This is a genomic window from Xanthobacter sp., from assembly GCF_041911315.1.
Classification (GTDB): domain Bacteria; phylum Pseudomonadota; class Alphaproteobacteria; order Rhizobiales; family Xanthobacteraceae; genus Xanthobacter; species Xanthobacter aminoxidans.
Genome location: NZ_JAYRPE010000007.1, coordinates 1 through 12,477 on the forward strand (window position 1 = coordinate 1; position 12,477 = coordinate 12,477).

At 66.9% G+C, this 12,477-nt stretch carries 12 protein-coding genes and 1 pseudogene; 1 reads left to right on the forward strand and 12 read right to left on the reverse strand.

The features are described from left to right. On the reverse strand, nucleotides 1–872 hold an 872-nt coding region (locus ACE3QW_RS03130), incomplete at its 3' end, for a hypothetical protein (RefSeq protein ID WP_374250402.1). A gap of 217 nt (nucleotides 873–1,089) precedes the next feature. After that, nucleotides 1,090–1,227: a hypothetical protein gene (locus tag ACE3QW_RS03135; RefSeq protein ID WP_197023034.1), complete on the reverse strand. Its 138-nt coding sequence runs from the start codon at nucleotides 1,225–1,227 to the stop codon at nucleotides 1,090–1,092. Nucleotides 1,228–1,447: 220 nt separating this feature from the next. On the opposite strand from ACE3QW_RS03135, the gene ACE3QW_RS03140 reads away from it, so the two are divergent. Continuing rightward, the gene (locus ACE3QW_RS03140) at nucleotides 1,448–1,750 is read left to right on the forward strand and encodes a DUF3253 domain-containing protein (protein ID WP_374250403.1); all 303 of its coding nucleotides are present in this window, start codon (nucleotides 1,448–1,450) and stop codon (nucleotides 1,748–1,750) included. Nucleotide 1,751: 1 nt separating this feature from the next. Here the strand turns inward: ACE3QW_RS03140 and ACE3QW_RS03145 are convergent, their stop codons facing one another. The 10 genes and pseudogenes from ACE3QW_RS03145 to sufB all read right to left on the reverse strand — a co-directional run bounded on the left by ACE3QW_RS03145 (nucleotide 1,752) and on the right by sufB (nucleotide 12,447). Next, nucleotides 1,752–2,552, reverse strand: a complete 801-nt coding sequence (locus tag ACE3QW_RS03145; protein ID WP_374250404.1) for a YdcF family protein — start codon at nucleotides 2,550–2,552, stop codon at nucleotides 1,752–1,754. Nucleotides 2,553–2,736: 184 nt separating this feature from the next. Beyond that, nucleotides 2,737–3,321: pseudogene (locus ACE3QW_RS03150) on the reverse strand (ABC transporter ATP-binding protein); the annotation flags it as partial. Further along, the gene (locus ACE3QW_RS03155) at nucleotides 3,321–4,622 is read right to left on the reverse strand and encodes a lipoprotein-releasing ABC transporter permease subunit (RefSeq protein WP_051679273.1); all 1,302 of its coding nucleotides are present in this window, start codon (nucleotides 4,620–4,622) and stop codon (nucleotides 3,321–3,323) included. The gene ACE3QW_RS03155 and the pseudogene ACE3QW_RS03150, both read right to left, overlap by 1 nt. After that, on the reverse strand, nucleotides 4,619–5,941 hold the full coding sequence (proS, locus tag ACE3QW_RS03160) for a proline--tRNA ligase (protein ID WP_250165744.1): 1,323 nt from the start codon (nucleotides 5,939–5,941) through the stop codon (nucleotides 4,619–4,621). Before proS ends, ACE3QW_RS03155 begins: the two co-directional genes overlap by 4 nt. Before the next feature lie 574 nt (nucleotides 5,942–6,515). Further along, nucleotides 6,516–6,959, reverse strand: a complete 444-nt coding sequence (locus ACE3QW_RS03165; RefSeq protein WP_374250406.1) for a VOC family protein — start codon at nucleotides 6,957–6,959, stop codon at nucleotides 6,516–6,518. A 9-nt stretch (nucleotides 6,960–6,968) separates the two neighbouring features. Next, nucleotides 6,969–7,343 carry an SUF system Fe-S cluster assembly protein gene (locus ACE3QW_RS03170; RefSeq protein WP_024278828.1) on the reverse strand — a complete coding sequence of 125 codons (375 nt, stop codon included), beginning with the start codon at nucleotides 7,341–7,343 and terminating at the stop codon, nucleotides 6,969–6,971. Beyond that, nucleotides 7,340–8,587 (reverse strand): cysteine desulfurase, encoded by a 1,248-nt coding sequence (locus ACE3QW_RS03175; protein WP_374250407.1) that lies wholly within the window; start codon nucleotides 8,585–8,587, stop codon nucleotides 7,340–7,342. The genes ACE3QW_RS03170 and ACE3QW_RS03175 overlap by 4 nt, the downstream gene beginning before the upstream one ends. A gap of 205 nt (nucleotides 8,588–8,792) precedes the next feature. Next, the gene (gene sufD, locus ACE3QW_RS03180; protein WP_374250408.1) at nucleotides 8,793–10,121 is read right to left on the reverse strand and encodes a Fe-S cluster assembly protein SufD; all 1,329 of its coding nucleotides are present in this window, start codon (nucleotides 10,119–10,121) and stop codon (nucleotides 8,793–8,795) included. Between the two features lie 11 nt (nucleotides 10,122–10,132). Further along, on the reverse strand, nucleotides 10,133–10,882 hold the full coding sequence (gene sufC, locus ACE3QW_RS03185; RefSeq protein WP_250165740.1) for a Fe-S cluster assembly ATPase SufC: 750 nt from the start codon (nucleotides 10,880–10,882) through the stop codon (nucleotides 10,133–10,135). 92 nt (nucleotides 10,883–10,974) lie between these two features. Further along, on the reverse strand, nucleotides 10,975–12,447 hold the full coding sequence (sufB, locus tag ACE3QW_RS03190) for a Fe-S cluster assembly protein SufB (protein WP_250165739.1): 1,473 nt from the start codon (nucleotides 12,445–12,447) through the stop codon (nucleotides 10,975–10,977). Between the last annotated feature and the right edge of the window lie 30 nt (nucleotides 12,448–12,477).

Below are 12,477 nucleotides of genomic sequence, written 5' to 3' on the forward strand. Positions count from 1 at the left end.
GCCGGGCGGGCGGGCGGCAGCGGCGCGCTGGGAGGCGGCGCGATCACGTCAGGTTCTTCCGCCGCCGGGGCTGGCGCCGCCGCGGCCGGAGCGGGAACGCCCGGGGCACCGGGCTGGGCCGCATGGGCCGGATCAGGCTGGGTCACCAGCATGCCGAAGGGGCCCGTGCGCGGCGGCGGTCCCCCGGTCATGCCGCGGTTGCGCGCGTTGCGCTCCCACACCGGAGTATATTTGCTGACGAGGCTGGCGTAGCGCCCCTCGTTCATGTTGGCGATGATGTGCGTCGGATCGCCGAAGATCGCGGCCTGCGGACAATAGCTCACCGTGCAGCCGGAGAAATCCACCAGCGCGGAAGCGACGAGGCCGTAGGGGTCCTGCTCCAGCGGCCGACGCCAGGCGATGATCCGCTCGGTCAGGTAGTCGGCCTTGCGGCGGCGCACGAATTCGAAGGCGTCCTCGACCAGCGCCATGCGGGCGCGCACCATGGCGCGGGCGGCGGCCACCGTGTCCGGCCGCTCGAACAACACCGCCTCGCACACCCCCGTCAGGGATGGATCGGCGCCGATGCAGCCGAGGGCCGGCGCCTGCGCGGCTGCGGAATCAAGGCCGGCGGCGCGGGATTCCAGCGAGCGCGCTTCCGAGATGGCGGCAGCCTGGATGATCTGCTTGACCATGGCGCTGCCCACCGACAGGCCACCCAGCAGGATGCCGATGAGCACGAGCAGGGTCAGCGGGTTTTCATTGGGCTCCGACCGCACGAACAGCACGAAGACGAACACCGCCCCGATGACCATGGCCGCGAGCACGACCCAGCCCGGCACATCGAAATTGCTGTTCAGAATGCTGAGCGTCCGGTTCATCCATTCCAGCATGACGCCCTCCGCGACGCAGCCCTTGGGACGCGGGCGAACGCCTGCGTCCCTGTTCCGGTTCCCGCCCCCACGATACGCCTACGGCTGCCGGTCGGGGCGCGGATCATTGTCCGGTCCGCCGCACAAAGGCAACGCGGCGCACCGGCGCGCAATTCCCATGGTAAAGGAAAACCCGTTCCCCGGCCGCGAAGCCGCCCGGTGTTCCCGGCGGCTGCGTTCAGTGGGGCCGAAGCGCGGAGGCGTCGAAGCCTCCGTAGAGATAGATCACCGCGACAGCGACCAGAAAGACAGCAAGCGCAGTGCGCGCGACGCCCCAGCAGGAGCGGCGATGGGCATAACCTTGGCTGAGATCCATGATGGATAGCGGCTCTTTCGACGAGTCCCCGCGGCACGACGAGCGTCCCGCAACGCAACATTCATTAAGAATTTATGAACGTCCCGGCAAGCCCTGCGTCATGCTTCCTGCGAACGGCTCGCATGCGAGAGCCGGGACTGCCGCAATCCACAGGCCGCCGGATCGGGAGGCGCCGGGTTTGCCCATGCGAAAATGCGCGCAGATGGGGTAGGACTTCCCCATGACCGAGAGCCGCCCCTCCGATTCGACCGCCAGCCCTTCCCCTCTGCCCGACGATGAGGCCGCCGCGGCGCTGCTCCTGCGTCTCGCGGGCGAGGCCGGGCCGGGCAAGAGCATCGGCCCCATGGATGCGGCGCTGGCGCTGATGCCGAAGGACGAATGGCAGCGGGCGCTGCCGGTGGTGCGCCGCGTCGCCGTCCGCCTCGCGCTGGAGGGCCGGCTGATGATCTATCGCAAGGGCAAGGCGGTGGACCCGGCCGATTTCCGCGGCGTCTACCGCATCGGCCTGCCGCGCGACGAATAGCTTACGGCGCCGGAAACAGCGCGCTGGTCTTGCCCGAGAGATAGTAGGCGACGAGACCCACCCACTCCTTGATCGACACATCCGCCATGTCGAGTCCGACCGCCGTGCGCGAGAAGGTCTCGTTGAGCTGGTTCGGGCCGGCGGTACGGAAATCGACGGGATAGGGGATCACGTCGAAGCCCACCTTACGGAAGCAGCCGACCGCACGCGGCATGTGGAACGCGCTCGTCACCAGCAGCCAGCGCTCGCCCGGCTTGGGCGTCAGCAATTCCTTGGCAAACTCCGCATTTTCCGCGGTGTTGCGGGATTTCACCTCGTATTCCACACGGTCCGGGGCGATGCCGAGGTCCGGCAGCGTCATCTGCATCATCCGCGCCTCCGAAGCGACGCCGTCGGAGAACAGCTGTCCGCTGCCGCCGATGAACGCGAGGCGCGCCTCCGGGTGCTTCCGCGCCAGGGCGCCGAAAGCAATGGCCCGCTCCCCGGCATTGGCGAAGGCGGGGACGCCGCGCGCCAGCCCCACCTCCGGCACCTCCGCCCCGCCCAGGAGGACCACGCCGGTGATCGGCTCATCGCCCCGGTAGATGGGAAAGCGCTCCTCCAGCGGGTTGAGGAGATAATTGGACACCGGCGAGAAGCCCAGCACCCCCCAGCCGACAATGGAAACGGCGAGAAGCCCCAGTCCCCACCGCCGCCCGCTGGCGAGCGCCAGAAAGAGGCCGAGGCCGCCAAGCAGCATCAGCAGGTTGGACGGCGCGACGAGGAACCAGAACATCTTGGAGGCGGCGAAAAACGAATCCATTCCACCCTCTGGGAGCGCCCCGTGGCGCCGGTCAGGCCAGCTCCACCACCTTGCCTTCGCGCAGGGTGACGCGCCGGTCCATGCGGGCGGCGAGGTCGAGATTGTGGGTGGCGATCAAGGCCGCCACCCCGGTGGCCCGCACCAGCTCCGACATGGCGCCGAACACGTGGTCGGATGTCTTGGGATCGAGGTTGCCCGTGGGCTCGTCCGCCAGCAGCAGCCGCGGCGCGTTGGCGAGCGCGCGGGCGATGGCGACGCGCTGCTGCTCACCGCCCGACAGTTCCGAGGGGCGATGCGTCAGGCGTGCGCCGAGGCCGAGATAGGAGAGCAGCTCCTTGGCCCGCGTCTCCGATTCCTTCTTGGCGAGGCCGCGGATCATCTGCGGCATGGCCACGTTCTCCAGCGCCGTGAACTCGGGCAGGAGATGATGGAACTGGTAGACGAAGCCGATGGAGAGCCGGCGGATGCGCGTGCGCTCGGCATCCGGCAGGCGGGCGGTGGGCGCGCCGTCGATGAACACCTCTCCGGCGTCCGAATGCTCCAGCAGTCCGGCGATGTGCAGCAGGGTGGATTTTCCGGAGCCGGACGGCGCCACGAGGGCCACCGATTGCCCCTGGGCGATGCCGAGGTCGGCACCGCGCAGGATTTCCAGCGCCCCCTGCCCCTGCGCATAGCGCCGTACGACGCCGGCCAAAGCCAGCGCGAACTGGGGACGGGAGCCGGTGCCGGGGCCGCGGCCGCGACCTTCGGGCGGGGTGGGCATGTCCATCACTCGTACCTCAGGGCTTCCACCGGATCGAGCCGGGCGGCCCGCCAGGACGGATAGAGCGTGGCCAGGAACGAGAGCGCCATTGCCATCAGCACCACGGAGGAGGTTTCGCCGAAATTCATCTGCGCCGGAAGGCGGGACAAATAATAGAGCTCGGGCGAGAACAGCTCCGTGGCGGTGAGCCAGGAGATGAACTGTCGGATGCTCTCGATGTTGAGGCACACGATCACGCCGAGCAGCAGGCCCGAGAGCGTCCCCACCACGCCGATGGAGGCGCCGGTGATGAAGAAGATGCGCATGATGGAGCCCTGCGTCGCGCCCATGGTGCGCAGGATGGCGATGTCGTGCCCCTTGTCCTTCACGAGCATGATGAGGCCGGAGACGATGTTGAGCGCCGCCACCAGCACGATCAGCGTGAGGATCAGGAACATCACGTTCCGCTCCACCTGCAGCGCGCCGAAGAAGGTGGCGTTCCGCACCCGCCAGTCCACGAGATAGACCGGCCGCTCCGCCGCGCTCTGGATGGCGGCACGCAGTTCGCCCACGTCGTCGGGATTGTCGAGGTAGACCTCGATGGCGTTCACGTCGCCGTTGCGGTTGAAATAGGCCTGCGCCTCCGGCAGCGGCATGAAGACGAAGGCGCTGTCGTATTCCGACATGCCCACCTCGAACACCGCGGCGATCTTGTAGACCTTGATGCGGGGAGAGGTGCCCATGGGCGTGACCGCGCCGCGCGGGGCGACGAGGGTGATGTTATCGCCCGCACGCAGGGACAATTGGTCGGCGAGGCGCTTGCCGATGGCGATGCCCTGCCCCTGGTCGAAATTCTCCAGCGTGCCCTGGCGGATGTTGTGGGCGACAGACGGCAGGCCGCGCAAGTCCTTCTCCGCCATGCCGCGCACCAGCACGCCCGAGGCGCCGAAGGGCGATGAGGCGAGCGCCTGCCCTTCCACCAGAGGCACGGCGATGCGGATGCCGTTGAGCGCGGCGATGCGCTGGGCCACCGCCTTGTAATCGGTGAGCGGCGATTCCAGCGGCTGCACCAGCACGTGGCCGTTGAGGCCGAGGATCTTGCCCAGCAGCTCCTGCCGGAAGCCGTTCATCACCGCCATGACGATGATGAGCGTCGCCACCCCCAGCATGATGCCGAGGAAGGAGAAGCCGGCGATGACGGAGATAAAGCCCTCCTTGCGGCGGGCCCTGAGATAACGCAACGACAGCATCCACTCGAACGGCGCGAAGGGGCGCGTACCGGTGGTGTCCCCGCCTGCCCTCGCCGCCGCCGCATGGGTTGCCGTCATGCCTTCAGCCTCTCCACAATGTCGCTCGGGGCGATCAGCTCGCGCGAGCCGTCCACCCGGCGCTTCAGTTCCACCTTGCCCTCGGCGAGGCTCTTCGGCCCGACCAGGATCTGCCACGGCAGGCCGATGAGATCGGCGGTAGCAAACTTGGCGCCAGCGCGCTCCTCGGTGTCGTCGTACAGCACGTCGTAGCCGGCAGCGGTCAATTCCGCGTAAAGGGCGCCGCAGGCCGCCTCGGTCGCGCTGTCCCCGACCTTGAGGTTCAGGATGCCCACCTGGAAGGGCGCGACCGCGTCCGGCCAGATGATGCCGTTCTCATCGTGAGACGCCTCGATCATGGCCGCCACGAGGCGCGAGGGGCCGATGCCGTAGGAGCCCATGTGGATGGTGTGCTCCTTGCCGTCCGGGCCGAGCACCTTGGCGCCGAAGGGCTCGGAATATTTGGTGCCGAAATAGAAGATGTGGCCCACCTCGATGCCGCGCGCGGCGAGACGGCGGTCTTCCGGGATGGCCTCGAAGGCGGCCGTGTCGTGCTTCTCGGAGGTCGCGGCATAAAGCTGCGTCCAGCGGTCGAACACGCCCTGGAGGCCGGCGGGATCGTCGAAGTTCACGTCCGCGGGGGGCGGCGCCATGTCGAGATAGTCGCCATGGCAGAACACCTCGCTCTCGCCGGTGGAGGCGAGGATGATGAACTCGTGGGAGAGGTTGCCGCCGATCGGTCCCGTGTCCGCCACCATCGGAATCGCTTTCAGGCCCATGCGGGCGAAGGTGCGCAGATAAGCGACGAACATCTTGTTGTAGGAATGGCGGGCGCCGGCCGCGTCGAGATCGAAGGAATAGGCGTCCTTCATCAGGAACTCGCGCGAGCGGTAGACGCCGAAGCGCGGGCGCACCTCGTCCCGGAATTTCCACTGGATGTGGTAGAGGTTGAGGGGCAGCGCCTTGTACGACTTCACATAGGCGCGGACGATCTCGGTGATCATCTCCTCGTTGGTGGGGCCGAACAGCATCTCGCGGTCGTGCCGGTCGCGGATGCGCAGCATCTCCTTGCCGTAGTCGTCATAGCGGCCGCTCTCGCGCCAGAGGTCCGCCGACTGGATGGTCGGCATCAGCATCTCGATGGCGCCGGCGCGATTCTGCTCCTCGCGGATGATGTTGCAGACCTTGTTCAGCACGCGCAGGCCGAACGGCAGCCAGGCGTAGATGCCGGCCGATTCCTGCCGGATCATGCCGGCGCGCAGCATCAGCCGGTGCGAGACGATCTCCGCCTCCTTGGGCACCTCGCGCAGAATGGGAAGGAAATAGCGGGACAGTCGCATCGGGTGGCTCGGACTTTTCGTGCGGAGGGAAATCAGGCTGGCGGGAGTGAAAGCGGAAGGGCGGCCAAAACACAAGGGCAGTGGCGCGAATGCGGTGCCATGCAACCATATTGCGACGCAGCGAACGACTTATTGCGGCGCAAGGATGACAAACGACAGATTCTTGTTCTATTTTCCCCCCGCACAAGAAAGGGGACCGTCACCGGCCGGCCAGACGGCGGTGAATGCGGTTCAGGTCTCGGGAGGAGAGGTAAGAAAAAGCCGACCGACGGCCGCCTTTAATGGCGCATACGGAATCGGCATCACGGATTGGCCGCGCAGCCCCCAAAGCGGACTTAGATCTGCAGGCAGCGCTGGAGCCGTGGATTAAAAAAGGCGAGGCCCGCTCGGGGCCTCGCCTTTTTCTTTTGGGGCTTGGCGGTCGCACGACGAGACCTCTCCGCATCACTGATCGTCATCCCCGCCTTGTGCGGGGGATCCACGGTTCGGCCGGGGCGGCTCTTTCCATGATGCACCGGACGAACGGCAAGGTGGATCGCCCGGACGAGCCAGGCGATGACGGCGAATCTGTGCGCTAATAATTCTCCCAGAGCCCAGGGCTGGCGATCTCCGCGAGGTTTCCGTCCGGATCCCGGAAATAGAGGCTCGTGGAGCCCTTCGGCCAATGCACCTCGCCCTCGATGGCAACACCGTGCGCGGTGAGGTGCGCGCGCCAGCGTTCCATGTCGGCGGCTTCGGCGGAAAAGGCGAAGTGCAGGCGGCCGGCGCCATCGTGCGGGGGAATCGCGCCGCCGAAGGGCAACGCGATGGCCGCGTCGGCCGATCCGCGCAGGAACAGCAAAAGCACGGTGCCGCCGACCGGATAGGCGGCGAAACGCGCATCGGCCAGCATGGGCACGAGGCCAAGCACGCCTTCGTAGAAGCCGCGCGCCCGGTCGAGGTCGTCAACATAGAGGCCGGTTTCCAGCACCCGGCCGAGGGGCGGCGCGGTGCGCGCGGTCCCCTGCCCGTCAGGCATGACGCGGGCTCACCACAAGTTGAGCGTGGCGCGGGCTTCCTCGGACATGCGGCCCTGGTCCCACGGCGGATCGAAGGTGATGTCCACCTTCACGTCCGAGATGCCGGGCACGGCCGCGACGGCGCTCTCCACCATGCCGGGCAGTTCGGCGGCGGCGGGGCAGTTCGGCGTGGTGAGCGTCATCTCGACAGCAACGGTGCGGGCATCCGAGATATCGACCTTGTAGATCAGGCCAAGCTCGTAGATGTCCACCGGGATTTCGGGATCGTAGACCGTCTTGAGGGCGATCACGATGTCGTCGGTGAGCCGCGCAAGCTCCGCCTCCGGGATCGGAGACTGAATCTGCGGCTGGTTCGGCGCCTCGATCGACTTGGTATCGGTCATGCGAACAAATCCTGCGCCTTGACGAGGGCGTCAAAGAGACGGTCCACGTCGGCGCGCGTGTTGTAAAGAGCAAACGATGCGCGGCATGTCGCTGTCGCACCATATCGGGCCAAAAGCGGCTGTGCGCAATGGGTGCCGGCCCGTACCGCGACACCGTAGCGGTCGATGATGGTGGCCACGTCGTGGGGATGGGCGCCCTTCATCTCGAAGGAAATGATGGCGCCCTTGTCCGCCGCCGTGCCGATAATCCGCAGGGAATTCAACGCCCTCAAGCGCTCGTGGGCATAGGCCGAGAGATCGTGCTCGTGGGCGGCGATGCGCTCGCGGCCGATGGACTGGACATATTCCATTGCAGCGCCAAGGCCGATGGCCTGAACGATTGGAGGTGTTCCAGCCTCGAAACGGTGCGGAGGTACCCCGTATGTGACGGTCTCCTCCGTCACCTCGCGGATCATCTCGCCGCCGCCCTCATAAGGCGGCATGGCCTCCAGCAGTTCCTTCCTGCCGTAGAGCAGGCCGATGCCGGTGGGGGCATAGAGCTTGTGGCCGGTGACGGCGTAGAAATCGACGTCGAGGTCGCGCACGTCCACCGGCATGTGGACGATGGCCTGGCAGCCATCCACCACCACCTTGGCGCCCACCGCATGGGCCGCCGCCGCGATCTCCTTGATGGGCGTCACCGTGCCCAGCACGTTGGACATGTGGGTGATGGCGACGATCTTGGTGCGCGGACCGAGCAGCGCCTTGAAGGCGTCGAGGTCGAAGGAGCCATCCTCCCGCACCGGCGCCCACTTGATGACGGCGCCCTTGCGCTCGCGCAGGAAGTGCCACGGCACGATGTTGGAATGGTGCTCCATGATGGAGAGCACGATCTCGTCGCCCGGCTCGATGGACTGGCCGAGGGAGGAGGCCACCGTGTTGATGGCGCCGGTGCCGGAACGGGTGAAAATGATCTCGTCGATGCTGCCGGCGTTCAGGAAGGCGCGCGCCGTCTCGCGGGCATGCTCGAACGCCTCGGTGGCGGCGTTGGCGAGATAGTGGAGGCCGCGATGGACGTTGGAATATTCCCGCTCATAGGCGGTCACCATGCGGTCGATGACCTGCCGCGGCTTCTGCGCCGAGGCGGCATTGTCGAGATAGGTGAGCGGATGGCCGTTCACCTCCAGCGACAGGGCCGGAAAGTCCGCGCGCACCCGCTCCACGTCGAAGGAGCCATTGGCGACGGCGGGGTGGGGCTGGGTCATGGCCAAATCCTTCTGGCAACACTCTCAATGAAACGGCGTATCGCCCTCATCGGCCAACGGGAGCCTGGGGCGCACGAACCTTTTGTCGCTGTCACCCTCCGGCTTGTCCGGAGGGTCCACTCATCCGCTGGTCCCGGCGGCGGGGTGGATCCCCCGCACAAGGCGGGGGATGGCGGGGCGCGGAGGCGGTTTCAGCAGCGACGGCCTACGCCGCCCGCTTCTCCAGCCACCCGCTGATCCGCTCGATCAGCAGGTCGCGCAGGTCCGCATTCTCCACATATTCCACCGCCTCGCCGAGGAAGGCCTGGATGAGGAGCATCTCGGCTTCCTTCTCCGGCAGGCCGCGCGAGCGCAGGTAGAACAGCATGGAGCGGTCGAGGGCTCCGGCGGTGGCACCGTGGCCGCACTGGACATCGTCCGCGAAGATTTCCAGCTCCGGCTTGTTGTCCATCTCGGCGCGGTCGGAGAGGAGGAGCGACTGGCTCATCATCCGCCCGTCGGTCTTCTGGGCGGCGCGGCGCACCACGATCTTGCCCTGGAACACGCCGTGGGCGTCGTCGGCGAGCACGGTCTTGAACAGCTCGCGGCTCTCGCCCCCCGCCACCGCATGATCGATGACAAGGGTCGTGTCCGAATGCTGGCGGCCACGGGCGAGGGTCGCGCCGCGGATACCGGCATGGGCGCCTGTGCCCTCGAAGCGGCCATAGACGTTGTAGCGCGCCAGCGCCGCGCCCTGGGCGAGGGCGAACAGGTTCAGCTTCGCCTCGCGTCCCAGCTCCAGCATGAGGGTGCCGAAGTGGAAGGCGGCGTCGCCCTCCTCCTGGATGCGCACGAGGTTCACGACCGCACCGTCGCCCACCACCAGCTCCACCGCGTGGTTGGATTGGTAGGTAACGCCATCACGCCCGGCGAAGGACTCCACCAGCGTCACCTCGGCGCCTTCGCCCACCACCACGACAGTGCGGGTGAAGCCGGAGACGGCTTCGCCGCCCGGAAAGGCATGGGCGATGTGAACCGGCCGCGCCGCCTTCGCCCCGGCATCCACGCGGAGCGCGACGCCCTCGCCGAGGAAGCCGGTGTTGAGGGCCAGCGGCCCGTCATAGCGGCTCGGCGACAGGGCATTGATGCGATCAGCGAGCGGATCGCCGGCAGCGATGGCGGTGTCCAGCGGCAAGGCGGTGACACCTTCCGACAGCGCCGCGAAGTCCGAGCCGGCGCGGGAGAGCACGCCGTTCACGAACAGGATGCGCCCGGCATTGGGCACGGCCGGCACGAATGGCGCAGCTTCCAGATCCTCCACCGTGCCCGGCGCGGGGGCGCGATTGGGGACCTCGCGGATGGCGGCGCGCAGGTCGGTGTACTTCCACTCTTCCACACGGCGGCTGGGCAGGCCGTGGGAGAGGAAGGCATCGCGGGCGGCGCGGCGCAGCTCGGCGATACGCCCCTGCCCCGCCTCGGTGGCGATCGACGCCTCGAGCGCGGCGGCGATGGCCTCTTCCGCCGCCGTTCGGGCGGGTCGGACGTTGATGGTCATGGTGCCGTCCTTCACGCCGCGTCCTGCGCGTAGGCCGCGTAGCCCGACTCTTCCAGCTCCAGCGCCAGCTCCGGCCCGCCGGAGCGGACGATGCGGCCCTTGTGCATCACGTGCACCACATCCGGCACGATATGGTCGAGCAGGCGCTGATAATGGGTGATGACCAGCATGGAGCGCTTAGGGCTGCGCAGCGCATTCACGCCGTGAGACACCACCTTGAGCGCGTCGATGTCGAGGCCGGAATCGGTCTCATCCAGAATGCAGAGCTTGGGCTCCAGCAGGGTCATCTGGAGGATTTCGTTGCGCTTCTTCTCGCCGCCCGAAAAGCCGACATTGACGCCGCGCCGGAGCATGTCCTGCGAGATGCCGAGGTCCGGCGCCTTCGCGCGCACCAGCTTCAGGAAGTCGGGGGTGGAGATTTCCTCCTCGCCGCGCGCCTTGCGCTGGGCGTTCATGGCCGCGCGCAGGAAGGTCATGTTGGCGACGCCGGGGATCTCGATGGGATACTGGAAGGCGAGGAAGACACCCGCTGCCGCCCGCGCGCTGGCGTCGAGCGCGAGCAGGTCCGCGCCGTCGAAGCTCACGCTGCCGTCCGTCACCTCATAATCGGGCTTGCCGGAGAGGACGTAGGAGAGCGTGGACTTGCCGGAGCCGTTCGGCCCCATGATGGCATGCACCTCGCCATCCGGGATGGTGAGGTCGAGGCCCTTGAGAATCTCGTTCTCGCCGATGCGGGCGTGGAGATTGCGGATTTCGAGCATGGTCGGTCCTTGAAATGTCGATCCGCGCGGCTGCGCCCCGAAGGACGCGCTGCGCGAGAAAGGGGGAGGCCGGCGGCGCGCCGGCCGGTTCGTCAGCCCACCGAGCCTTCCAGGCTCACGGCGATCAGCTTCTGCGCCTCGACCGCGAACTCCATGGGCAGTTGCTGGAGCACGTCGCGCACGAAGCCGTTGACGATGAGCGCCACCGCCTCCTCCTGCGAGAGCCCGCGCTGGAGGCAGTAGAACAGCTGGTCCTCGGAGATTTTGGAGGTGGTCGCCTCGTGCTCGAACTGGGCCGAGGCGTTCTTGGCCTCCATGTAGGGCACGGTGTGCGCCCCGCAGAGATCGCCGATGAGGAGCGAGTCGCAGTTGGTGAAGTTGCGCGCGCCGGTGGCCTTGCGATGGGCGGACACCAGTCCGCGATAGGTGTTGTCCGAGTGCCCGGCGGCGATGCCCTTGGAGATGATCCGGCTCGACGTGTTCTTGCCGAGGTGGATCATCTTCGTCCCCGAATCCACCTGCTGGTGGCCGTTGGAGATGGCGATGGAATAGAACTCGCCCTGCGAGTTGTCGCCGCGCAGGATGCAGCTCGGGTACTTCCAGGTGATGGCCGAGCCGGTCTCCACCTGCGTCCAGGAGATCTTGGAATTGTCACCCCGGCAGTCGCCGCGCTTGGTGACGAAATTGTAGATGCCGCCCTTGCCGTCCTTGTCGCCGGGATACCAGTTCTGGACGGTGGAATACTTGATCTCCGCATCCTTCAGCGCCACCAGCTCGACGACCGCCGCATGCAGCTGGTTCTCGTCACGCTGGGGGGCGGTGCAGCCTTCCAGATAGCTCACATAGGCACCTTCATCGGCGATGATGAGGGTGCGCTCGAACTGGCCGGTGTTGCGCTCGTTGATGCGGAAATAGGTGGACAGTTCCATCGGGCAGCGCACGCCCTTCGGCACATAAACGAAGGAGCCGTCCGAGAAGACCGCAGAATTGAGCGTGGCGTAGAAATTGTCGGACACGGGGACCACCGAGCCGAGATACTTCTTCACCAGCTCGGGATGCTCGCGGATGGCTTCCGAGATGGGCATGAAGATCACGCCCGCCTTGGCCAGCTCCTCCTTGAAGGTGGTGGCGACCGACACACTGTCGAACACCGCGTCCACCGCCACCTTCGAGCCGCCCTCGCGCTGGATGCCGAGCAGCGCGTCGCGCTCGCGCAGGGGGATGCCGAGCTTCTCGTAGGTCTTGAGGATTTCCGGGTCGATCTCGTCGATGGACTTCGGCGCCGCTTTGGGGGCCGAGTAATAATAATAGTCCTGGAAATCGATTCTGGGGTAGCTCACCCGCGCCCAGGTGGGCTCTTCCATGGTGAGCCAGCGCCGGTAGGCGTCGAGCCGCCATTCCAGCATCCACTCGGGTTCGTTCTTCCGGGCGGAGATATAGCGAACGGTGTCTTCCGACAGGCCCTTGGGGGCCTTCTCGCTCTCGATGTCGGTGACGAAACCGTACTTGTACTGATCCACGTCGATCGCGCGGACGCGTTCGACGGTCTCCTGAACCGCAGGCATCTCTCTTCTCCTCTCCCACGCGGGGTCAAG